This window comes from Pantoea sp. T14 (assembly GCF_036663535.1).
GTDB classification, from domain to species: Bacteria; Pseudomonadota; Gammaproteobacteria; order Enterobacterales; family Enterobacteriaceae; genus Pantoea; species Pantoea phytostimulans.
The window spans coordinates 36,963-58,294 of the sequence record NZ_JAWUEB010000019.1 but is presented as its reverse complement, the minus strand read 5'-3'; the positions used below and the strand labels follow the sequence as shown (position 1 = coordinate 58,294).

Genomic DNA, 21,332 nt, shown 5'->3' with positions numbered 1-21,332 from the left:
CTGCCTCCTGATTTATTTGATGATTTCGTAGCAAGGAATGTAAGCGGTGCCCGGCAGTTTCATGCGTTGCTGAGCGACAAATCCCTGTAGCAGCTCGTCCATGCGGTGCATGATATCCGCATCACCATGAAGCTTGTAGGGACCTTTTTCACGGATTTCACGAATGCCCATCTCTTTAACGTTACCGGCCACAATGCCTGAGAAGGCGCGACGCAAATCTGCAGCCAGTTTTTCCGGCGGCTGATGAGTGTAAAGATTCAGATTGGCCATGTTTTCATGCGTCGGCATAAACGGAACCTGTAAATCTTGCGCAATGCGAATGGACCAGTTGAAGCTATAGGCATCGCCGGTTTCGCGGCGATATTCTTTCACTTCTGGCATCGCTTTTTTCATCAGGCGCGCAACTTCGTGGGCGTCTTCAATGATGATTTGATAATACTTACGTGCCTGCTCGCCCAAGGTGCTGACAATGAAATCATCCAGTACACGGAAGTAGTCAGCACTCTCTTTCGGTCCCGTCAGAATCAGCGGTAACACCTGATCGCTGTTCTGTGGATTCATCATGATACCCAACAGATAAAGCAGTTCTTCCGCTGTGCCCACACCACCTGGAAAGATAATGATGCCATGTGCCATTCGCACAAACGCTTCAAGGCGTTTTTCAATGTCCGGCATGATGATTAATTCGTTCACCAGCGGATTCGGCGGTTCGGCGGCAATAATAGAGGGTTCAGTTAACCCAATAAAACGGCTGTCGCGATAGCGTTGCTGCGCGTGGCCCACCGCCGCGCCTTTCATCGGCGCTTCCATGACGCCAGGACCGCAGCCGGTGCAAATATTCAGTTCGCGCAAGCCGAGTTGCGTACCGACATTACGGCAATACTGATATTCGACCGCGTTAATCGAGTGGCCGCCCCAGCACACCACAGTGTTGGGATATTCACCGATATGCAGCGCACGCGCATTACGCAGAATTGAAAAGACCGTGTTGGTGATATTGGCTGAGTCATCCGCATCGAGATTTTGAAAGCGTCCCGAACCCGAAAGCTGGCCACTCACAAACAAAATATCGCGCAATACGGCAAACAGGTTGGCCTGTAATGACCGAATGATACGCCCATCCACAAACGCCTCTTCCGGCGGGTTGATCAGCTCAAGTTTTACGCCGCGCTCACGGCGCAACACATTGATGTCAAAGTTTTCAAAGCGGGAAAGCAGTTCATGGCTACTGTCAGTCTGGCTACCGGAGTTGAGCACGGCGAGAGAACAGTTACGGAACAGCTGGTAAAGATCGCTGCTGGCCGTGCGTTTCAGCATGTCGACTTCTAACTGAGAGAGCAGGTCCATGGAGCCAAGTGGGCTGATATGAGTGATCATGTAAACTCCTTTACACCCGCCTGGGTGATTGGTGGCACTGCAAATGCAGTGACGAAATACCCTTCACGCTTCAAGCCACAGCGGCGCTAGCATCACTTGTTTTCCCATTTGCCGATTTGATTCAGCGTCTGCGATGTGCCCGTTTGCTGTCGCCCTGCAACCCGAATTATTTTGATTAAAACTCTCTGGACGACGAACCCAACGTTCGCCGCCGTGTTCAGAGTAGCCTTGTCAGCAGGAACAGCTCAAGCGGATCCGTATGCGCTAAGCACAGCCTGCGAGTGATCTCGCAAACTATTGACGAACCAGGCGTGAATAACCTGGAGAGAAAGGCACGTTGCTGCGCCACGGATTGATATCTAATCCACCGCGTCGCGTATAGCGTGCATAGACCGTCAGTTGTTCTGGATGACAGAAGCGCAGAATGTCATTAAAAATGCGTTCAACGCATTGTTCATGAAATTCGTTGTGCTGGCGGAAAGAGATCAGATAGCGCAACAGCTTTTCACGTTCGAGGCGCGGGCCTTTATAGTGAATCATCACCGAACCCCAATCAGGCTGGTTGGTGATCAAACAGTTGGATTTCAGTAAATGGCTTACCAGCGTCTCTTCAACCACTTCGCTGCCGGTTGCATCGGCCAAATAATCAGCATTGAAACGATAATCGTCGATTTCGATATCTTGTTCATCAATGCAGTAACCCTCGAAATGACCGATGGGCTGACCCTCAACTTCGCTGAGTCGAAACAGCGCGACCGTTACATCACCTTCTGCGCAGGCACGCAGATCGCGCTCTAGCGTTTGACGGACTTCGCCCCAGTCGGCGAATTTGGTCTGATTAAAGCTGTTAAGATAAAGCTTGAAGCTTTTCGACTCGATAAGATTGCGACTGCTTGCACTGAGCACCACTTCACCGACAGCAACCTGCGGTAGGCCTTTGTTGTTGAGCCACGACAGCTCATACAGCGTCCAGATGTCTGAGCCAGAAAACGGCAGGCTATCGGGAAAAAGGCCTAGCGGTTCACGGTTCAGGCTACGCGGAACCGCCTGCAACAAGCTGTTGTCATAGCGATCGTGATAGGCTGTGGGTTTGCCCAGCGTCAGGTTGCTTAACGCCTGATCCTGTTCGTGAGAAGACATAACGGTTTCCATCAAAATTAAACAAAGTGGGTAAGTGTAACCCATCAGAAGTGAGAATATGAACGATGCAGCAAACTGCTGAAGCGCTACACGACTTTACCACCCGATATTGCCAGGTTTGGCAACAACTTTATGGCCATGCTCCTGCCAGTGCTGAGCTTACTGGTGTTCCGTCGCCGTGCGTTATTGAAGAACGCAACGATCGCGTACTGTGGCAACCTCAGCCATTCAGCCTGCCACCTTCGCTTGATGCAGTGGAAAGAGCGTTGGATATTGAGTTGCAGCCCGCCATCACGGCCTTTTACACCAGTCAGTTTGCCGGAGATATGCAAGCGCGTTTCGAACAGCAACAGTTGACCCTGTTACAGGTCTGGAGTGAAGAAGACTTCCTGCGTTTGCAGGAAAATTTGATCGGGCATTTGGTTATGAAACGCCGGCTGAAATTACCGCCCACGCTGTTTATTGCCACGACAGAATCGGAAGAGGAAATCATCTCGCTGAGTAATCTGAGCGGCGAAATTATTCTTGAACAGCCTGGCCGTAAAAATCATCGCATTCTTTCAGAAAATATTGAGATATTTCTTAAGCATTTACAACCGTTTAGTCTATGAGATGCAGAGATTGCCCGCTTTGTTTGTGAGATATCTCTTACAGGCGCTGTGAGAGATCATCTTAAAATGCATAAGACTTCTAGATGTCTCCAATGTAAAAAGATTGTGAATCATCGACTTAATGGCATTAGTCCGAAATAGTAGCAATAAGTTAATGGCGTTACGTTTTTTAGTAGCTTGTTTACGCGAAGCATTCTGTCAGAATGTTTCGCACTAGCAGGACGCTAAGGACAAAAGATATCGTCAGGATGATGTTAAGCCATGAGGCGGGAACGTAACGGAGTTTACGGCACAAGGAAGGCTTCACCGGATGAAGCAGGACACTCAGGATTGAGACAGGGACACCTCCAGGATGGAGAATGAGAGCCTCTTAGAATAGGTGGCGGGCCAGGATGCTAAGGATTCATCAAGAAGATGGGCGGCAGGAATGCACGTGGACCAGTTGTCATGGAAGAGCAGGGAGCATAAACGTAGCAGGAAAGCTGCAAACGAACCGGGAGCACTGTTTATACAGTGCTCCCTTTTTTTGTGCCTACGTTAACAAGTGATATGCTTGCCGCCCCTTTTTTTACTGCTCGCTGGAGGTGGCGCATGACGCCGGAACAATTGATTACGCAACGGCTGGAGCAGGTTGAGGCGATAATGCTTGAGCACGATCTCTGGCAAACGACGTCGCCCCAGGCCAGCGCTTTCGAGAGTCGTGAACCTTTTTGTCTCGACACCCTGGAACCACTGGAATGGCTGCAATGGGTGCTTATTCCCCACATGCACGCTTTAATCGCCGCACAGCAACCACTGCCGAAGAACTTCGCTATCGCCCCTTATTTTGAGATGGCGTTAGCGCCTGCGCAGGCGGGCCGCCCGCTGTTATTACTTACGCTGCGTCAGCTCGACGCGTTGTTTATGGACGATGCCGTCTGATGTTAGAAATTCTTTATCAAGATGAGTGGCTGGTGGCGGTTAACAAACCCGCAGGCTGGCTGGTACACCGCAGTTGGCTCGATCGCAATGAAAAAGTCTTTGTGATGCAGACGGTACGCGATCAAATCGGCCAGCACGTCTTTACTGTTCACCGTCTTGATCGACCTACTTCCGGTGTGCTTCTGATGGGGTTGTCCAGCGAGGTAGGGCGGTTGCTTTCGCTGCAATTTGAACATCATCAGATACAAAAAACCTATCACGCGGTACTGCGAGGCTGGCTGGAAAGCAGCGACACGCTGGATTATCCGCTGATGGAAGAGCGGGACAAAATCGCCGATAAGTTTGCCAGTGAAGAGCGTATCGCGCAGCCAGCCGTCACCGATTACAGGGCGTTAGCAACAGCAGAAATGCCGCTGCCGGTAGGGCGTTACCCCACCGCACGTTACAGTCTGGTCGAGTTATCGCCGAAAACCGGGCGCAAACATCAGCTAAGACGCCATATGTCGCACCTGCGCCATCCGATCATCGGCGACAGCGCGCACGGAGATTTAAAGCAGAATCGCGGTGCGGCTGCGCATTTTGGTGCAAACCGATTAATGCTGCACGCCAGCAGTTTATCGCTGACACATCCCATCACGGGTGAACCGCTGATGATCCGCGCCGGACTGGATTCAGTGTGGCAAAACCTGATGAATCACTTTGGCTGGCAGAATCTCATCCCTGAGGTTCCGAGGGTTGAGTTTGAGCCGCAGCCACGCCAGGATATCAGTTCAGAATAAGGAGAGCGCTCATGGCAAAGATAGGCATTTTTGTAGGCACGGTTTACGGTAATTCGCTGCTGGTCGCAGAAGAAGCAGAACCGATTTTGCAAGAGCAAGGCCACAACGTAAACGTGTTTGAGGACCCAACGCTGGCGGAGTGGAATGATTACAGCAATGATGTGGTGTTGGTGATTACTTCCACCACAGGCCAGGGCGATTTTCCAGACAGCATTGCCGAGCTGGTCAACGGGGTGAAAGAGAAGTTAGGTTATCAGCCAACGCTGCGTTATGGCGTGATTGCGTTGGGTGACAGCAGCTACGATCATTTCTGTGGAGCAGGTAAAACCTTCGATGCACTGTTGCAAGAGCAAAGTGCACAACGCGTGGGTGAGATTTTATTGGTAGATGCCACAGAGAATCCTGAGCCTGAAACGGTGACATCACCGTGGGTCGAAAGCTGGGGCAAACTGCTGTAATGAGATGCGCGCTTTCACCCTGGAAAGCGCGCTTTTATCATCAGGTTATCGGAGCAGGATTGAATACCGCCAGCTGATTACGAATTCCCCAACGATCTGACCATGTCTGTTTCCTGCCGCTGGCAATCTCCAGAATCAACGTGAATAACCGCCAGCCAACCTGTTCAATGGACTCTTCGCCGGTCGCAATAGTGCCAGCATTAATATCCATCAGATCGTGCCAGCGCTCAGCCAGCGCATTACGCGTCGCCATTTTGATCACCGGAATCGCCGCCAAACCGTAAGGCGTTCCACGTCCGGTGGTAAAAACTTGCAGCGTAATGCCAGATGCCAATTGTTGCGTGCCGCAAACGAAATCGCTGGCGGGTGTTGCCGCATAGATTAATCCCCGACGCGTCGGGCGTTGACCCGCTGACAACACTTCAACAATAGGGCTGCGACCCGATTTAGCAATTGACCCCAGCGCTTTCTCCACCACGTTCGCCAGACCGCCTTTTTTATTACCTGGCGAAGGATTGGCGCTGCGATCGGTTTGTCCCTGATCGAGGTAATTGTCATACCAGGCCATCTCTTCTAACAGACGCTTACCAACTTCTTCATTTATTACGCGTGGCGTCAGTAGATGAATGGCATCACGCACTTCAGTCACTTCAGAAAACATCACCGTTGCACCGCAGCGCACCAGCAAATCAGAAGCAAATCCAACGGCGGGATTAGCCGTCACGCCGGAAAAGGCATCGCTACCGCCACATTGCATACCCACAACAAGTTCAGAAGCGGGACACGTTTCGCGCTGACGCTGATTCAGACGTTTTAAATGGCGTTCCGCGACCTGCAAAATCTCATCGACCATCGCACCAAATCCCACCAGCTTTTCATCTTGCAGACGCACAATGTCATTGTCATCTAATGAAATAGCCTGCACATCAGGCGTGCCGGTCAGCAGGCGCTCCGGCTGCAACTTCTCACAGCCCAAACTCACAATCATTACTTCGCCACCGAAGTTAGCGTTTAACGCCAGATTATGGATGGTGCGGATCGGCACCACCGCAGCGGGTGCGTTGATCGCCACGCCACAACCATAAAGGTGATTCAACGCCACCACGCCATCAACATTGGGATATTTAGGCAACAGATCGCGCTCTATCAGCTGCACGACAAAGTCCACCACGCCCGCGACACAATGCACGCTAGTGGTAATGCCCAAAAGATTGCGCGTACCGACGCTGCCATCTGCGTTGCGGTAGCCTTCAAAGGTATAACCTTCGAGTGCAGGAAGATCGGGGGGAATATTATTGGCTAGCGGCAAGCTGGCCAGCGGTGGCGCTTCGGGTAACGCCACCAGCGATTCATCAATCCAGCTCCCTTGTGCAATGTCTCGCAGCGCATAGCCAATCACCTCGCCGTAGCGCAGTATCTCGCCATCTTTAGCAATCGCGCTCAGCGCCACCTTGTGACCTTGCGGCACATGCTCGGTCAGTGTCAGGCCATCGGCAAAAGTCGTGCCTGCCGGTAAACCTTGATTGTTCACCACAATGGCGACGTTGTCCGCTTCATGTACTTTGATGTAGAGCGGTTGTTCAGTCGGATTCAGGGTCATCGCTCACCTTCCAGTCATTCGCGCCGTACTTTTGCGGCGCGGTGTAATGATGTTACTTGTCACACGCTCAGTATTTGCCGACTTCAGTATAAGGAGACGCTGCTGGCCACGCATTGTGCAACTGTCTGGCTTTGAGGCGTTTTCAAACGCTGATTTAGTGTGAACAACCAAAAGCAAGTGAAGAATCTCACAAAGCCCATTCTTTGAACGCTGTTTTGCACCAAATCGGGAGGTTATTTCCGGGTTCCGTGAGCCGTGCCGCAGCCATATGTGCAAACGCCAGATAATTGATATTAACGCCGCGTTATTCTCAGGCGTTTATCCAGTGTCAGCGCTAAATCCTGTTCATATACTGATTTCCGTTATCCAACGTTAGGTTATTTGTCACGACGTACTTTCGATTTGCCAATAAAAAAATCGCCGTGTTTAACCCAACTTCTCTCTGATACCCAACGCGATGTGTATGCAGTCAGAGCGAAAGTCGTGAACGCTATATCCGTCACACTTCGAGCCGCTGGTGTGTTGCCTGCGCTTGCTCACCCCGGGCACTTAACAAGTAAGTTTCCAGGGTTTCACGAGCTTGCCGTCTTCCTGCGACTCGAATTATTAAGGGTATGCAATTCAGGAGTGCATCATGAATAGTTATAGCCAGACCGCGGAGTCGGTACAAAAACGTACCCATGCGCGTTACTGGATTGTGGTGATGTTATTTATTGTCACCTCATTCAACTACGGGGACCGCGCCACCATTTCGATTGCCGGTTCGGCGATGTCCAAAGATATCGGTCTGGATTCGGTCGGACTGGGCTACATCTTCTCTGCGTTCTCATGGGCTTATGTCATTGGCCAGATTCCTGGCGGTTGGCTGCTCGACCGCTTCGGCTCAAAACGCGTCTACTTCTGGAGCATCTTTACCTGGTCGTTGTTTACCTTGCTACAGGGTTTCGTCGATGTGTTCAGCGGCTTTGGCATCATCGTTTCGCTGTTTATGTTGCGATTCCTGGTCGGCTTGGCTGAAGCGCCATCCTTCCCTGGCAACAGCCGCATTGTCGCCGCCTGGTTCCCTGCACAGGAGCGCGGTACGGCAGTGGCTATCTTCAACTCAGCGCAATATTTCGCCACAGTGATCTTCGCACCTATCATGGGTTGGCTGGTCTCTGAGGTTGGTTGGGCACACGTGTTCTGGTTCATGGGTGGATTGGGCATCATCCTCAGCTTTATCTGGCTGAAAGTGATCCACGATCCCACCGATCATCCGGGCGTGAATAAAGCCGAGCTGGAGTATATGGAGCAGGGTGGTGCATTGATCAATATGGATGCCAAAAAGTCCGAGCACAAAGTGAGCTGGGACGAGAAGTGGTTTCAAATCAAACAACTGCTGACTTCGCGCATGATGTTGGGGATTTATCTCGGCCAATATTGCGTTAACGCCTTAACTTACTTCTTTATTACCTGGTTCCCGGTGTATCTGGTTCAGGCGCGTGGTATGTCGATTTTGAAAGCCGGTTTTATCGCCTCAATCCCGGCAATTTGCGGCTTCCTTGGTGGGGTGTTAGGTGGCGTGATTTCGGACTGGCTGATGCGTAAAACCGGTTCACTGAATATTGCGCGTAAAACGCCCATTGTGCTCGGCATGCTGCTGTCTATTTCGATGGTGATGTGTAACTACACCGACACCGAATGGGTCGTGGTGTTCTTCATGGCGCTGGCATTCTTCGGTAAAGGCATCGGTGCGCTGGGCTGGGCGGTGATGGCAGATACCGCACCAAAAGAGATCAGCGGCCTGAGCGGTGGTTTATTCAATATGTTCGGTAACTTCTCCGGCATCGTGACGCCTATCGCCATCGGTTACATCATTGCCACCAGCGGTTCCTTCGAAGGCGCGTTGATTTATGTCGGTATCCATGCCTTTGTCGCCGCATTTAGCTTCCTGGTGATTGCGGGCGATATCAAACGCGTTGAACTGAAAACCAGGCCATAAGGACGGAACATGACTACGCAAAGTTCGCCGATTATCACTGATATGCAGGTGATTCCGGTCGCGGGTTACGACAGCATGCTGTTGAACATTGGTGGTGCGCATAACGCCTGCTTTACCCGCAACATCGTGGTGCTGACCGACAACGCCGGACATACCGGCGTAGGGGAAGCGCCGGGCGGTGAAACCATTTATCAGACGCTGGTAGAAGCCATTCCGCAGGTCAAAGGCCAGCAGATTGCCCGTATGAATCGGCTGGTACAGCAGGTGCACAAAGGTAATCAGTCGGCAGATTTCGATACCTTCGGCAAAGGCGCATGGACTTTCGAGTTGCGCGTCAATGCAGTGGCTGCACTGGAAGCCGCACTACTCGATCTGCTGGGGCAATGCCTTGGCGTGCCGGTCGCGGAATTACTTGGACCGGGCAAGCAGCGCGATGAAGTTACCGTGCTCGGTTATCTGTTTTACCTCGGCGACCGACGCAAAACCGATTTGCCTTATCTGACGGGCGAAAATGCCAGCCATGATTGGTATCACCTGCGTCATCAGGAGGCGCTCGACAGCGCCGCGGTGGTGCGTTTAGCCGAAGCCGCGCAGGATAAATATGGTTTCAAAGATTTCAAACTCAAAGGCGGCGTGCTGCCAGGCGAGCAGGAGATTGAAACCGCAACCGCACTGAAAAAGCGCTTCCCGGATGCGCGTATTACCGTCGATCCCAACGGTGCCTGGCTGTTGGACGAAGCCATCGGGTTGTGTAAAGGCATGCAGGATGTGCTGACTTACGCTGAAGATCCGTGCGGTGCAGAGCAAGGTTATTCAGGTCGCGAAGTGATGGCGGAATTCCGTCGTGCCACCGGTTTACCGGTCGCCACTAACATGATTGCCACCAACTGGCGTGAGATGAACCACGCCGTGATGCTCAATGCGGTAGACATTCCGCTGGCCGATCCGCATTTCTGGACGCTGAGTGGGGCCGTTCGCGTGGCGCAACTCTGTGACGAGTGGGGCCTGACGTGGGGCTGTCACTCTAATAACCATTTCGATATTTCACTGGCCATGTTTACCCACGTTGGCGCGGCGGTGCCGGGTAAACCTACCGCAATTGATACCCACTGGATTTGGCAGGAGGGCGATCAGCGCCTGACCAAAAATCCTCTGCAAATCCGCAACGGTAAAATCGCCGTGCCGGATGCGCCTGGGCTGGGCATTGAGCTGGACTGGGATCAACTGCGCAAAGCCAACGAACTGTATAAATCACTGCCCGCCGGGGCGCGCAACGATGCCACGGCGATGCAGTATCTGATTCCTGGTTGGACATTCGACCGCAAACGCCCGGCATTTGGCCGTGCGACAGCTTAAGGAGCAGCAGATGAGTTCTACCCCTAAAGTCACATCCATGCAGGTCATCCCGGTTGCCGGTCACGACAGCATGTTGCTTAACCTGAGCGGGGCGCATTCCCCTTTTTTCACCCGCAATATCGTTATCATTAAAGACAACGCCGGCCATACCGGGGTGGGAGAAATTCCCGGTGGTGAAAAGATCCGTCAAACGCTGGAAGATGCCGCTTCTTTGGTGATCGGCAAAACGGTGGGTGAATACAAAAATATTCTTAATTTGGTGCGCAGTACCTTTGCTGACCGTGATTCAGGCGGTCGCGGCAACCAAACCTTTGATTTGCGCACCACTATTCATGTGGTAACCGGCATTGAAGCTTCACTGCTGGATCTGCTGGGCCAGCATTTGGGTGTCAATGTCGCCTCTTTGTTAGGGGATGGTCAGCAGCGCGATCGCGTCGAAATGCTGGGTTATCTGTTCTACATTGGCGATCGCAATAAAACGTCGTTGTCCTATCAAAGCCAGGAAAACGACAAGTGCGACTGGTATCGCCTGCGTCATGAAGAAGCGCTGACGCCCGATACCGTGGTGCGTTTAGCTGAAGCCGCATATGAAAAATATGGCTTCAATGATTTCAAACTGAAAGGCGGCGTACTGCGCGGTGGCGAAGAAGCTGAAGCCGTGACCGCGCTGGCGAAGCGTTTCCCCGAAGCGCGCATAACGCTCGATCCCAACGGCGCGTGGTCACTCAATGAAGCTATTTTGCTGGGTAAGCAGCTGAAAGATGTGCTGGCCTATGCAGAAGATCCGTGCGGCGCAGAGCAAGGCTATTCAGGACGCGAAGTCATGGCGGAGTTCCGTCGCGCAACCGGCATGCAAACCGCAACCAACATGATTGCCACCGATTGGCGACAGATGGGGCACACCATTTCGCTGCAATCAGTGGATATTCCGCTGGCCGATCCGCATTTCTGGACCATGCAAGGTTCCGTGCGCGTGGCGCAAATGTGCCACGATTTTGGCCTGACGTGGGGTTCGCACTCCAACAACCACTTCGATATCTCATTGGCGATGTTCACCCACGTTGCTGCGGCAGCGCCCGGCGCAATTACCGCCATTGATACGCACTGGATCTGGCAGGAAGGCAATCAGCGCCTGACAAAAGAACCGTTCCAGATCAAAGGCGGCATGGTACAGGTGCCGCAAAAACCGGGATTGGGCGTTGAGCTGGATATGGATCAGGTGATGCAGGCTAATGCGTTGTATCAAAAACACGGTCTCGGCGCGCGCGACGATGCGCAAGCAATGCAGTTCCTGGTGCCAGGCTGGACCTTTGACAATAAACGTCCGTGCCTTGTGCGCTAACCTTTTTGGCTTCCGCAGGGGAGCCGATGCAACAGGAGTAAAACCATGAGTAATGCAGCCTGGCCGAACAGCTTTCGTCGTCGTTTGCTGGCAGGTGAAACCCTGATTGGCAGTTGGTGTGCACTGGCAAATCCATTAAGCACCGAAGTGTTAGGACTGGCCGGATTCGACTGGCTGGTGCTGGATGGGGAACATGCGCCCAACGACATCACCACTTTTGTGCCGCAACTGATGGCGCTGAAAGGCAGCCACAGCGCGCCCGTCGTGCGTCCGCCCTGTAATGAACCGGTGATCATCAAACGTCTGCTGGATATCGGTTTTTATAACTTCCTTGTGCCGTTTGTTGAGACCGAAGAAGAAGCGATCCGCGCTGTTGCCTCTACGCGTTATCCACCCGCGGGTATTCGCGGCGTATCGGTATCGCACCGCAGCAACATGTACGGAACCTTGCCGGAGTACAACAGCACCATCAATGACAACATCACGGTGCTGGTACAAATCGAAACGCAGCAAGCAGTAGACAATATTGATGCTATCGCGGCGGTTGACGGCGTGGACGGTATTTTTGTTGGGCCTGGCGATCTTTCTGCGGCGCTGGGCTATCTCGGCCAGCCAGCGCATCCAGATGTGCTGAAAGTGATTAAGCACGTTTTCGAGCGCGCTAAAGCAGCGGGCAAACCCAGCGGCATTCTGGCACCGGTTGAAGCCGATGCCCGGCGCTATCTGGAGTGGGGCGCCAGCTTTGTGGCGGTCGGCAGTGATTTAGGTGTTTTCCGCAACGCAACGCAGGCGCTGTGCGACAAATTTAAGAAGTAATCAACCAAGAGGCAACATAATGAAAATTGGATTTATCGGCCTGGGTATCATGGGCAAGCCAATGAGTAAAAACCTGGCGAAAGCGGGCTATTCGCTGGTGGTGCGCGATCACCATCCAGAAAATGAAGCTGAACTGGTTGAGTTAGGCGCGACAGTGGCGAAATCACCAAAAGAGGTCGCCGAACAAGTGGATGTGGTGATTACCATGGTGCCGAACTCGCCGCAGGTAAAAGAAGCCTGCCTTGGCGAAAACGGCATTATTCACGGCGCCAAACCTGGCTTGATTGTGATCGACATGAGTTCAATTGCACCGCTGGCGAGCCGAGAGATTCACGATGCGCTGGCAGAAAAACAGATCAAAATGCTGGATGCGCCAGTCAGCGGCGGGGAACCCAAAGCCATTGAAGGCACGTTGTCTGTGATGGTTGGGGGCGACAAGGCGGTGTTTGATCAGTGCTACGACATCATGAAAGCGATGGCGGGCTCGGTGGTGCATACCGGCGATATTGGCGCGGGTAATGTAACCAAGCTGGCGAATCAGGTGATTGTTGCCCTGAATATTGCGGCGATGTCTGAAGCGTTGTCTCTGGCAACCAAAGCGGGGGTAAACCCGGATCTGGTTTATCAGGCCATTCGCGGTGGGTTGGCGGGCAGCACGGTGCTGGATGCTAAAGCACCGATGGTGATGGATCGTAATTTCAAACCGGGCTTCCGTATCGATCTGCATATCAAAGATCTCGCCAATGCACTCGATACGTCGCACGGCATTGGCGCGCATTTGCCGCTGACGGCCGCCGTGATGGAAATGATGCAGGCGCTGCGCAACGATGGACAGGGCTCCTCCGACCACAGCGCGCTCGCCTGCTATTATGAGAAGTTAGCGAAGGTTGAGATTTCCCGCTAAAGGGGGTTCCGGTATCTGCGGATACCGGGCTGGCTATGAAATCATTTCAGACCATCAACAGCGCTCGGATTGCCTATGAAAATCGTTATCGCACCGGATTCATATAAAGAGAGTTTATCCGCCCTGGATGTGGCATCAGCGATTGAAGCGGGTTTCCGTGAGATCTTTCCTGATGCGCATTACGTCAAAATACCGGTCGCCGACGGTGGTGAAGGCACGGTTGAAGCGATGGTGGCGGCGACGGAAGGGAAAATCGTCAGGTTGAAGGTTACAGGTCCGCTTGGCAAACAGGTTGAGGCTTTCTATGGCCTTTCTGGTGACGAGCGTACCGCGTATATCGAGATGGCGGCGGCAAGCGGATTGGAGCTGGTGCCTGCGGCGCAGCGCGATCCGCTGACCACGACCTCATTTGGTACTGGCGAATTGATTAAAAACGCGCTCGATAAGGGCGTGGAGCACATTATTATCGGTATTGGCGGCAGTGCTACCAATGACGGTGGCTCCGGCATGATGCAGGCGCTGGGTGCACGCTTGCTGGATCAGCAAGGCAAAGAGATCGGTTATGGCGGCGGAGCGCTGCCAGAATTAGCCAGCATTGATATTGAAGCATTAGATGCGCGAATCAAGCAGTGCCGATTTGAAGTGGCTTGCGATGTCACCAATCCCTTAACCGGTGATGCGGGTGCATCCGCGATTTTTGGTCCGCAGAAAGGGGCAACGCCGGAACTTGTTAAACAGCTCGATCAATCACTGGCGCATTACGCGCAGATCATTCTGCGGGATTTAGATATTGATGTACTGCACATTCCCGGCGGCGGCGCGGCGGGCGGTATGGGTGCGGCACTGCATGCATTTTGTCAGGCTGATTTGCGACGCGGCATTGAGATTGTCACAGAGGCGTTGGGGCTGGCGGAGCAGGTTAAAGACGCTGATTTAGTCATTACCGGCGAAGGGCGTATTGATAGTCAAAGCATCAACGGTAAAGTACCCATTGGCGTAGCGAGTGTAGCCAAACGCTTTGGCAAGCCAGTGATAGGCATTGCAGGCAGTTTAACGGCTGACGTGGGTGTGGTGCATGAACACGGACTAGACGCGGTGTTTAGCGTGCTTTACAGCATCTGTTCACTGGACGATGCGCTGGCGAATGCTGAAAAAAATGTTCACCTGACAGCGCGTAATGTTGCGGCGACGTTGAAGATTGGTGGGTTTAAATAAGTATTTTGCTGGTGTGCGCTCTCCCCAATTTTAATCCTCCCCTACCCGTGGGGAGGAGGACGCTGCCCTAAGTCACCTCTGCACTTACTTGTACCTGTGCTGAACCTGTCAATTTTATGCCTGCATGCGGCAGTGTCGCCTTCCTCCGCTTCAGCGGATAAGACCGGGATGGGGGATAAACGACCTCAGACTCAACGGACCGAGAAGCGAAATCAACAGCACCTAACAAAGCTTAAGAAATCGCGCTTATTTTACGCCAGATGCAGAACTCGCCGCGCTTCTTTTGCAACATTCTCCATCTCATCCTGCAACTCCAGCAGCTCCGGCTCAAGCGCGTCAATATCACTGGCCTGCAGCAGCTCCTTTTCCAGTTGATGACACAACTGCTTCATGCGCGGCACACCGCTATAACTGGCACTACCGTGCAGTTTATGAATAATTTCACGCAACCCAGTCACATCGTTAGCAGCGATAAACAGCGCAATCTTCTCGTGCACTTCCGGTAAAAACTCCAGCAGCATACGCAGCATATCTCGGGCTAAATCGGGCTTATTGGCGGCCTGGCGTAACGCTAATGCCCAATCCAGCGTGGGCAGAATTTGCGGCAGCTCTGGCGTCTGCACGGTTGGCGTTGGCGTGTAACGCGCCAGCAGCTGACTGAGCTTGCTCTCATCAATTGGCTTGGCAAGGTAATCATTCATTCCCGCTTTGATAAGCTGTTCACGCTCGCCATCAATCGCATGCGCAGTTACGGCAACAATCGGTGTATGCGCATGCTGAGGCAGGGTACGAATAATTTCACTGGCGCGGATGCCATCAATATCCGGCATTTGAATATCCATCAAGATGACATCTAACGGCTGTAAACGCGCCTGATGAATCGCTTGTTCTGCGCTGTTACACAACACGATCTTTTGCACCTGCTCTTCCAGCAGTGCACCGATCAATTTGAGGTTGGCAGGATTATCATCCACGGCCATTACTGCCAGCGGCAAACGCGGTGAGGCGGGCAGTTCGTTTAACTGGCGGGTATGCAAATCCAGTAGCATTGGCAGCAGGCGCGTCTGCGAGATCGGTTTGGCTATACAGCCATCAATACCGCGTACTTTTAGCTCGTCGGCCAGCAGCATCATTGGGCTTGGCAGCGCCAGCAGTACGTTGTCAGCGCGATCCAGCAGCGCATTAATCAGCTCATCGGCCAGCAACTGATGTTGAGTAACATTCACTGGCATCGCCATTAATAGCAGCGGGTAGTGATCTTCACTCAGCCCTTCCAGTGTTTCGCTGTAATCGATTTGCAACGGCGTCATACTCAGCATCTTCAACACGGTTTTCGCCACACGGGTATTGGCTTCTACATAAGCAATGCGCGAATGAGACAAGGCGTCTAACACGCGAGGCATGCTCGGGGCATTGGGATTGAGATCAAGCTGCACTCTCACTCGGAAGGTGGAACCTTGATCCGGTTGGCTGTGGAAGGTGATTTCACCACCCATCTCATTCACCAACTTTTGCGTAATGACCAAACCCAAGCCAGTGCCGCCATGACGACGTGAAATGCTGGCGTCAGCCTGACGAAACGCCTGAAATAGCTGCATTTGCTGCTGCTCAGAAATACCAATGCCCGTATCCTGTACCTGAATTTCCAGTTCGATACGCGAAGGGGTAATAGCGCGTTGCGCTACTTTGAGATCGATGGTGCCTTTTTCGGTGAATTTGATCGCATTGCCAATCAGGTTAATCAGGATCTGCTGCAGGCGCAGCGCATCACCAATCACGTTGTCTGGCACACTGCTGTCGCACACCACTGTTAATTCCAGCCCTTTGTCATGCGCAGAAGGTGCCAGTAACACCAGCGTTTCATCCAGCGTGGCGCGAAGGGGGAACGGAATAGACTCCAGTACCAGTTTGCCCGCTTCCAGTTTTGAAAAATCGAGCACGTCGTTGATGATGCTTAGCAAATTGTTGGCAGAGCGCTCAATGGTTTGCATGTAGTCGCGTTGCGTAGTGCGCAGCGGGGTTTTCAGCATCTGGCGGGTAAAACCGAGCACGCCATTTAACGGCGTTCGTAGCTCGTGCGACATATTGGCAAGAAATTCAGATTTGATGCGTGCCGCTTCCTGTGCACGCTTCTTCGCAAGATCCAGCTCAACGTTCTGAATCTCTAATTGTTCCAGCGTTTCACGCAGATCGTAGGTAGCCTGATCGATATTGTGCTGCATCTCTTCGTGGTAAGCAGTCAGCGACATCGCCATCGCGTTGATGCCATTTTTGAGAATGCTTAACTCACCCAGCATGTAGCCTTCAACGCGGCTGTCGAGTTGGCCGCGGCGAATGCGGTCAACGGTGCTGACCATATTGCGAATCGGGCCGGTTACGTCACGCATTAGACGATAAGCAAACAGCATGGCGATGCATAAACAGAACAGCAACATCAGCGTGGCAACAAAGACTTCTTTGTATTGCTGCAAGCGCACTGATTGCAGATCGAGCGCTATCGCGACATATCCCAGTGGATTGCCAGAAGGTTTTGCATCTTCGCTGGGGATTTCATCTACCGCATAACGTTCAGACGTTATGGGTGTGCGTAAAATTAAGACGTTGCCGTGCCGTTCCATTGAGACATCATCTGGCAGGGCGTTGATATCTTCTTTCTGCAACAGGCTGAGGTTTTGTTTGTTATTTGAGCTGACATAGAGTTGGTTATTATTGTCGAAAACCGAAATCGCACGGACAATATTGGAATGACGCCGATGCAGCAGGCTAACCAGCTCGCGCATCGTGTCGCGGTTATGCCACGTCATGCTGTATTCGCTGGAAATTGCCAGGGGTTCAATGATATTCGCGCCAGCATCCATGACTTGTCGCTGCAGTTCGTTATAGCGGTGCACGACAAAGAAAGAGCTGAGCAACAGGCCCACCATTAAGGTTGGGGCCAATATTAAAATCATCATTCGCGCCCGCAGGCTGTATTTCGTCATAATACGGCTGACTCCGGCATTTACATCCTTGTGCATCCCGTCGGTAAACCCATGCACGCCGATTTTTGAGAAAGAGAATTAACAACACTATGGCGCAATTTTACACCGCAAAACAGCGCGTGACGACCAAACAACGGATTACCGTCACCATCGAAGACCTTGATCCATTTGGACAAGGTGTCGCACGGCACCAAGGCAAAACGATATTTGTCAGCGGTGCGTTGCCAGGCGAACAGGCAGAAATTACCTTAACTGAGGATAAGCGCCAATTTGCCCGAGCGAAAGTCACGCGCTTGTTAAGCAGCAGCCCGGCACGCGTTACACCGCGCTGCCCACATTTTAATACCTGTGGTGGCTGCCAACAGCAGCATGTTGATGTTGTTTTACAGCAGCAGAGTAAAGCGCAAGCGCTAAGCCGGATGTTAAGTAAAGAAGCGCAACGCGTAGTGGCCGTGGATGAAGTTATTGCCGGAGAACCTTGGGGCTATCGCCGCCGAGCACGGCTGGGATTGCAATGGCAAAACAAAAGCCAACAGCTGCGAATGGGGTTTCGTCAGGAAGCCAGTAACGATCTGGTCGATATTCAGCAATGCCCCATTTTGACGCCCGAACTTGAGGCGTTGATCACGCCGTTACGCCAGTGTCTGCGTGAGTTAAAAGCGGTTAAAAGGCTGGGACATGTTGAGCTGGTACAGGCAGATAATGGCCCGCTGATGGTTTTACGTCATCTTGATGCGCTGCATGTCGACGACAGAGAAAAACTGGAACGCTTTTCGCATAAGCATCAGTTGATGATGTTTTTGGATGACGGCAGCGAAAACTTAACGGCTCTAAGTAATAACCAACCGTTCTATCAATCACACAAACTTAAGTTAACCTTCAGTCCGCAAGATTTTATTCAGGTAAACGATGCGGTCAATCAACAGATGGTAGCCCGGGCAATTGACTGGCTGGATCTGCAACCAGACGATCGCGTATTAGATCTGTTTTGCGGCATGGGAAACTTCACACTTCCGATAGGAAAAGTCGTACAAAATGCGGTTGGTGTGGAGGGCGTTGCAGCATTAGTACGGCAGGCAGCGTATAATGCGGACCTGAATAGTCTTAAAAATGTCAGCTTTTTCCAGCATAACCTGGAGGAAGATGTTTCGCGCCAGCCGTGGGCGGCGCAAGGATTTAACAAGGTATTACTCGATCCGGCGCGTGCCGGTGCCGCAGGCGTGATGACGCATGTGGTTAAACTTGCACCACAACGTGTGGTCTATGTTTCGTGTAATCCCACGACACTCGCTCGCGACAGCCAGACATTGCTGTTGGCGGGCTACCAATTGGAAAGGGTCGCGATGCTGGATATGTTCCCACATACCCGTCATCTCGAATCCATGGTGCTGTTCAAAAAAACATAAGCGATCATTAAGATCGGTGTGCAGGAGAGGATATGGTTGCGGTTAGAAGTGCGCATTTAAATACGGCGGGGGAGTTTGCCCTCGACCAGTGGATCGCCAGTCTTGGCATGATCAACCCGCAATCATGTCAACGACTTGCCGAAACCTGGCGCTATTGTGAAGCCCAAACGCACAACCATCCGGATCAATCTCTGCTGCTGTGGCGTGGTATTGAGATGGTCGAAATCCTCTCGATGCTCAGTATGGATATCGACAGCCTGTGTGCCGCGCTCATTTTCCCACTCGCAAATGATGAAGTGGTGAGTGAAGAGGAACTTGAGCAAGCGGTCGGCAAAGGCATTGTCTCGCTGGTACACGGCGTACGCGACATGGATGCGATACGCCAGCTCAAAGCCATTCATAATGACTCAATGGCCTCCGAGCAGGTGGATAATGTTCGCCGCATGTTGCTGGCGATGGTAGAAGATTTCCGCTGCGTGGTGTTGAAATTAGCCGAACGCATCATGAACCTGCGCGAAATGAAAGACGCGCCGGAAGATGAGCGCGTGCTGGCAGCAAAAGAGAGCACCAATATTTATGCGCCGTTGGCCAACCGACTCGGCATTGGTCAACTGAAGTGGGAGCTGGAGGATTATTGCTTCCGCTATCTGCATCCTGATGAATACAAGCGCATCGCCAAACTGTTGCATGAACGCCGCATTGACCGCGAACAGTACATCGAAAATTTCGTCGATAATCTGCGTAAAGAGATGGCAAAAGAGGGCGTACGCGCTGAAGTGTACGGGCGCCCAAAACATATCTACAGTATCTGGCGTAAGATGCAGAAAAAGTCGCTGGCGTTTGATGAACTGTTTGATGTGCGTGCAGTGCGTATTGTGGCTGAGCGTCTGCAAGACTGTTATGGCGCATTAGGCACGGTGCATACGCTTTATCGCCATCTGCCCAGCGAGTTCGATGATTACGTCGCCAATCCAAAGCCCAACGGCTATCAATCCATTCACACCGTAGTGCTGGGCCCGAAAGGCAAAACGGTTGAAATTCAGATACGTACCCGCCAGATGCATGAAGATGCCGAACTGGGCGTTGCGGCGCACTGGAAATATAAAGAAGGGCCTTCTTCCAGCAATGCGCGCGGCTCAGCGGGCCACGAAGAGCGCATTGCATGGCTGCGTAAACTGATCGGCTGGCAGGAAGAGATGGCTGACTCTGGCGAGCTGTTGGAAGAGGTGCGCAGCCAGGTCTTTGACGATCGCGTTTATGTCTTTACACCCAAAGGCGACGTGGTTGATCTGCCAGCGGGTTCAACGCCGCTGGACTTCGCTTATCACATACACAGTGATATCGGTCATCGCTGCATTGGCGCGAAGATTGGCGGTCGTATTGTGCCGTTTACGTATCAATTGCAGATGGGTGATCAGGTTGAAGTAATCACCCAGAAACAGCCGAATCCAAGCCGCGACTGGCTCAACCCTAATCTGGGTTTTATCACCACCAGCCGCGGTCGCTCTAAGATTCATAACTGGTTCCGCAAGCAGGATCGCGACAAGAATATTCTCGCCGGACGGCAGATTCTGGACAACGAACTGAGCCAGATGGATATCAGCCTGAAAGAAGCTGAAAAACTGCTGCTGCCGCGCTATAACGTCACCTCGCTAGAAGAGCTGCTCGCCGCGATTGGCGGGGGCGATATTCGTCTTAATCAGATGGCAAACTTCCTGCAGGCCAAGCTTAACAAGCCGAGTGCTGAAGAGCAGGATCGTGAAGCGCTGCGCCAGCTGACGCAAAAATCCTACTCAGCGCCGTCGCGTAAAGAGAGCGGACGCGTGGTGGTGGAAGGCGTCGGCAATTTAATGCATCACATTGCACGCTGCTGCCAGCCGATTCCTGGCGATGACATTGTGGGCTTTATTACTCACGGACGCGGTATTTCGATTCATCGCGCCGACTGCGATCAGCTTGCTGAGCTAATTTCCCATGCACCAGAGCGCATCGTTGATGCTGTGTGGGGAGAAAGCTATTCCAGCGGCTACTCGCTGGTGGTGCGCGTGACGGCCAACGATCGCAGCGGGTTGCTGCGTGACATCACCACCATTCTCGCCAACGAAAAAGTGAATGTGTTGGGCGTCTCCAGCCGCAGCGATACTAAAAAGCAGCTGGCAACGATTGATATGGATATTGAGATTTATAACCAGCAGGTGCTGGGCCGCGTGTTGGCGCGCCTGAATCAGGTCTCCGATATCATTGATGCCCGCCGTTTGCATTGATGATGCGCGTTTAGTTTGCTGTCAGAAAGAGTGTGCTGTCAGGAAAGAGCGTGCTAGCAGGAAAGAGCATGCTGGCTGTCCCCCATCCCGACCTTCTCCCGCGCAGCGGGGGAAGGAGACGCTGCCACATGCAGCTACAGAGCGGGCATATTGCAGCATCTTCCTCCCCCATTTATGGGGG

Annotated in this window: 16 protein-coding genes; 12 read left to right on the top strand and 4 right to left on the bottom strand. The window is 52.5% G+C overall.

From position 1 onward, the window contains the following. Positions 1 to 12: 12 nt before the first annotated feature. Both ppnN and queF read right to left on the bottom strand, forming a co-directional pair. Entirely contained in the window at positions 13 to 1,377 is a 1,365-nt protein-coding gene (ppnN, locus tag SC127_RS08115; RefSeq protein WP_215845734.1) for a nucleotide 5'-monophosphate nucleosidase PpnN, read from the bottom strand. Between the two features lie 294 nt (positions 1,378 to 1,671). Further along, the gene (gene queF, locus SC127_RS08110; protein WP_243079054.1) at positions 1,672 to 2,517 is read right to left on the bottom strand and encodes an NADPH-dependent 7-cyano-7-deazaguanine reductase QueF; all 846 of its coding nucleotides are present in this window, start codon (positions 2,515 to 2,517) and stop codon (positions 1,672 to 1,674) included. Between the two features lie 65 nt (positions 2,518 to 2,582). On the opposite strand from queF, the gene syd reads away from it, so the two are divergent. The 4 genes from syd (at position 2,583) to SC127_RS08090 (ending at position 5,286) form a co-directional block, all read left to right on the top strand. After that, a complete protein-coding gene (gene syd / locus SC127_RS08105) occupies positions 2,583 to 3,128 on the top strand; it encodes a SecY-interacting protein (protein WP_243079055.1) in 546 nt (181 codons plus the stop codon). 591 nt (positions 3,129 to 3,719) lie between these two features. Next, entirely contained in the window at positions 3,720 to 4,049 is a 330-nt protein-coding gene (locus tag SC127_RS08100; RefSeq protein WP_243079056.1) for a YqcC family protein, read from the top strand. Beyond that, positions 4,049 to 4,828, top strand: a complete 780-nt coding sequence (gene truC / locus SC127_RS08095; RefSeq protein ID WP_332625947.1) for a tRNA pseudouridine(65) synthase TruC — start codon at positions 4,049 to 4,051, stop codon at positions 4,826 to 4,828. The genes SC127_RS08100 and truC overlap by 1 nt, the downstream gene beginning before the upstream one ends. Before the next feature lie 11 nt (positions 4,829 to 4,839). After that, complete coding sequence (locus SC127_RS08090; protein WP_215845739.1) at positions 4,840 to 5,286, top strand: flavodoxin; 447 nt, start codon at positions 4,840 to 4,842, stop codon at positions 5,284 to 5,286. 40 nt (positions 5,287 to 5,326) lie between these two features. On the opposite strand, the gene garD is transcribed toward SC127_RS08090, so the two are convergent. After that, the gene (gene garD / locus SC127_RS08085; RefSeq protein ID WP_243079058.1) at positions 5,327 to 6,886 is read right to left on the bottom strand and encodes a galactarate dehydratase; all 1,560 of its coding nucleotides are present in this window, start codon (positions 6,884 to 6,886) and stop codon (positions 5,327 to 5,329) included. A 634-nt stretch (positions 6,887 to 7,520) separates the two neighbouring features. On the opposite strand from garD, the gene SC127_RS08080 reads away from it, so the two are divergent. The 6 genes from SC127_RS08080 (at position 7,521) to SC127_RS08055 (ending at position 14,500) form a co-directional block, all read left to right on the top strand. Continuing rightward, positions 7,521 to 8,867, top strand: a complete 1,347-nt coding sequence (locus SC127_RS08080; RefSeq protein WP_215845741.1) for an MFS transporter — start codon at positions 7,521 to 7,523, stop codon at positions 8,865 to 8,867. A gap of 9 nt (positions 8,868 to 8,876) precedes the next feature. Further along, positions 8,877 to 10,223 (top strand): enolase C-terminal domain-like protein, encoded by a 1,347-nt coding sequence (locus tag SC127_RS08075; RefSeq protein ID WP_332625946.1) that lies wholly within the window; start codon positions 8,877 to 8,879, stop codon positions 10,221 to 10,223. Between the two features lie 10 nt (positions 10,224 to 10,233). Then, complete coding sequence (gene gudD, locus SC127_RS08070) at positions 10,234 to 11,565, top strand: glucarate dehydratase (protein WP_243079060.1); 1,332 nt, start codon at positions 10,234 to 10,236, stop codon at positions 11,563 to 11,565. Between the two features lie 45 nt (positions 11,566 to 11,610). Then, positions 11,611 to 12,381: a 2-dehydro-3-deoxyglucarate aldolase gene (gene garL / locus SC127_RS08065; RefSeq protein WP_215845743.1), complete on the top strand. Its 771-nt coding sequence runs from the start codon at positions 11,611 to 11,613 to the stop codon at positions 12,379 to 12,381. Positions 12,382 to 12,400: 19 nt separating this feature from the next. After that, positions 12,401 to 13,285 (top strand): 2-hydroxy-3-oxopropionate reductase, encoded by an 885-nt coding sequence (gene garR, locus SC127_RS08060; protein WP_215845744.1) that lies wholly within the window; start codon positions 12,401 to 12,403, stop codon positions 13,283 to 13,285. Positions 13,286 to 13,360: 75 nt separating this feature from the next. Further along, positions 13,361 to 14,500: a glycerate kinase gene (locus SC127_RS08055; protein WP_243079061.1), complete on the top strand. Its 1,140-nt coding sequence runs from the start codon at positions 13,361 to 13,363 to the stop codon at positions 14,498 to 14,500. A 251-nt stretch (positions 14,501 to 14,751) separates the two neighbouring features. On the opposite strand, the gene barA is transcribed toward SC127_RS08055, so the two are convergent. Continuing rightward, on the bottom strand, positions 14,752 to 17,481 hold the full coding sequence (gene barA / locus SC127_RS08050; RefSeq protein ID WP_332625944.1) for a two-component sensor histidine kinase BarA: 2,730 nt from the start codon (positions 17,479 to 17,481) through the stop codon (positions 14,752 to 14,754). An 89-nt stretch (positions 17,482 to 17,570) separates the two neighbouring features. Between barA and rlmD the strand changes: the two genes are divergently transcribed. Both rlmD and relA read left to right on the top strand, forming a co-directional pair. After that, the gene (gene rlmD / locus SC127_RS08045; RefSeq protein ID WP_332625942.1) at positions 17,571 to 18,887 is read left to right on the top strand and encodes a 23S rRNA (uracil(1939)-C(5))-methyltransferase RlmD; all 1,317 of its coding nucleotides are present in this window, start codon (positions 17,571 to 17,573) and stop codon (positions 18,885 to 18,887) included. A gap of 32 nt (positions 18,888 to 18,919) precedes the next feature. Beyond that, positions 18,920 to 21,151, top strand: a complete 2,232-nt coding sequence (relA, locus tag SC127_RS08040; RefSeq protein ID WP_215845747.1) for a GTP diphosphokinase — start codon at positions 18,920 to 18,922, stop codon at positions 21,149 to 21,151. The last annotated feature ends 181 nt before the right edge of the window (positions 21,152 to 21,332 follow it).

Coding starts and splice junctions, on each gene's coding strand:
- SC127_RS08075 (WP_332625946.1), top strand. CDS start 8,877: ATGACTACGCAAAGTTCGCCGATTATCACTGATATGCAGGTGATTCCG.
- SC127_RS08080 (WP_215845741.1), top strand. CDS start 7,521: ATGAATAGTTATAGCCAGACCGCGGAGTCGGTACAAAAACGTACCCAT.
- garR (WP_215845744.1), top strand. CDS start 12,401: ATGAAAATTGGATTTATCGGCCTGGGTATCATGGGCAAGCCAATGAGT.
- garD (WP_243079058.1), bottom strand. CDS start 6,886: ATGACCCTGAATCCGACTGAACAACCGCTCTACATCAAAGTACATGAA.
- rlmD (WP_332625942.1), top strand. CDS start 17,571: ATGGCGCAATTTTACACCGCAAAACAGCGCGTGACGACCAAACAACGG.
- syd (WP_243079055.1), top strand. CDS start 2,583: ATGCAGCAAACTGCTGAAGCGCTACACGACTTTACCACCCGATATTGC.
- SC127_RS08100 (WP_243079056.1), top strand. CDS start 3,720: ATGACGCCGGAACAATTGATTACGCAACGGCTGGAGCAGGTTGAGGCG.
- barA (WP_332625944.1), bottom strand. CDS start 17,481: ATGACGAAATACAGCCTGCGGGCGCGAATGATGATTTTAATATTGGCC.
- garL (WP_215845743.1), top strand. CDS start 11,611: ATGAGTAATGCAGCCTGGCCGAACAGCTTTCGTCGTCGTTTGCTGGCA.
- queF (WP_243079054.1), bottom strand. CDS start 2,517: ATGTCTTCTCACGAACAGGATCAGGCGTTAAGCAACCTGACGCTGGGC.
- SC127_RS08055 (WP_243079061.1), top strand. CDS start 13,361: ATGAAAATCGTTATCGCACCGGATTCATATAAAGAGAGTTTATCCGCC.
- ppnN (WP_215845734.1), bottom strand. CDS start 1,377: ATGATCACTCATATCAGCCCACTTGGCTCCATGGACCTGCTCTCTCAG.
- SC127_RS08090 (WP_215845739.1), top strand. CDS start 4,840: ATGGCAAAGATAGGCATTTTTGTAGGCACGGTTTACGGTAATTCGCTG.
- truC (WP_332625947.1), top strand. CDS start 4,049: ATGTTAGAAATTCTTTATCAAGATGAGTGGCTGGTGGCGGTTAACAAA.
- relA (WP_215845747.1), top strand. CDS start 18,920: ATGGTTGCGGTTAGAAGTGCGCATTTAAATACGGCGGGGGAGTTTGCC.
- gudD (WP_243079060.1), top strand. CDS start 10,234: ATGAGTTCTACCCCTAAAGTCACATCCATGCAGGTCATCCCGGTTGCC.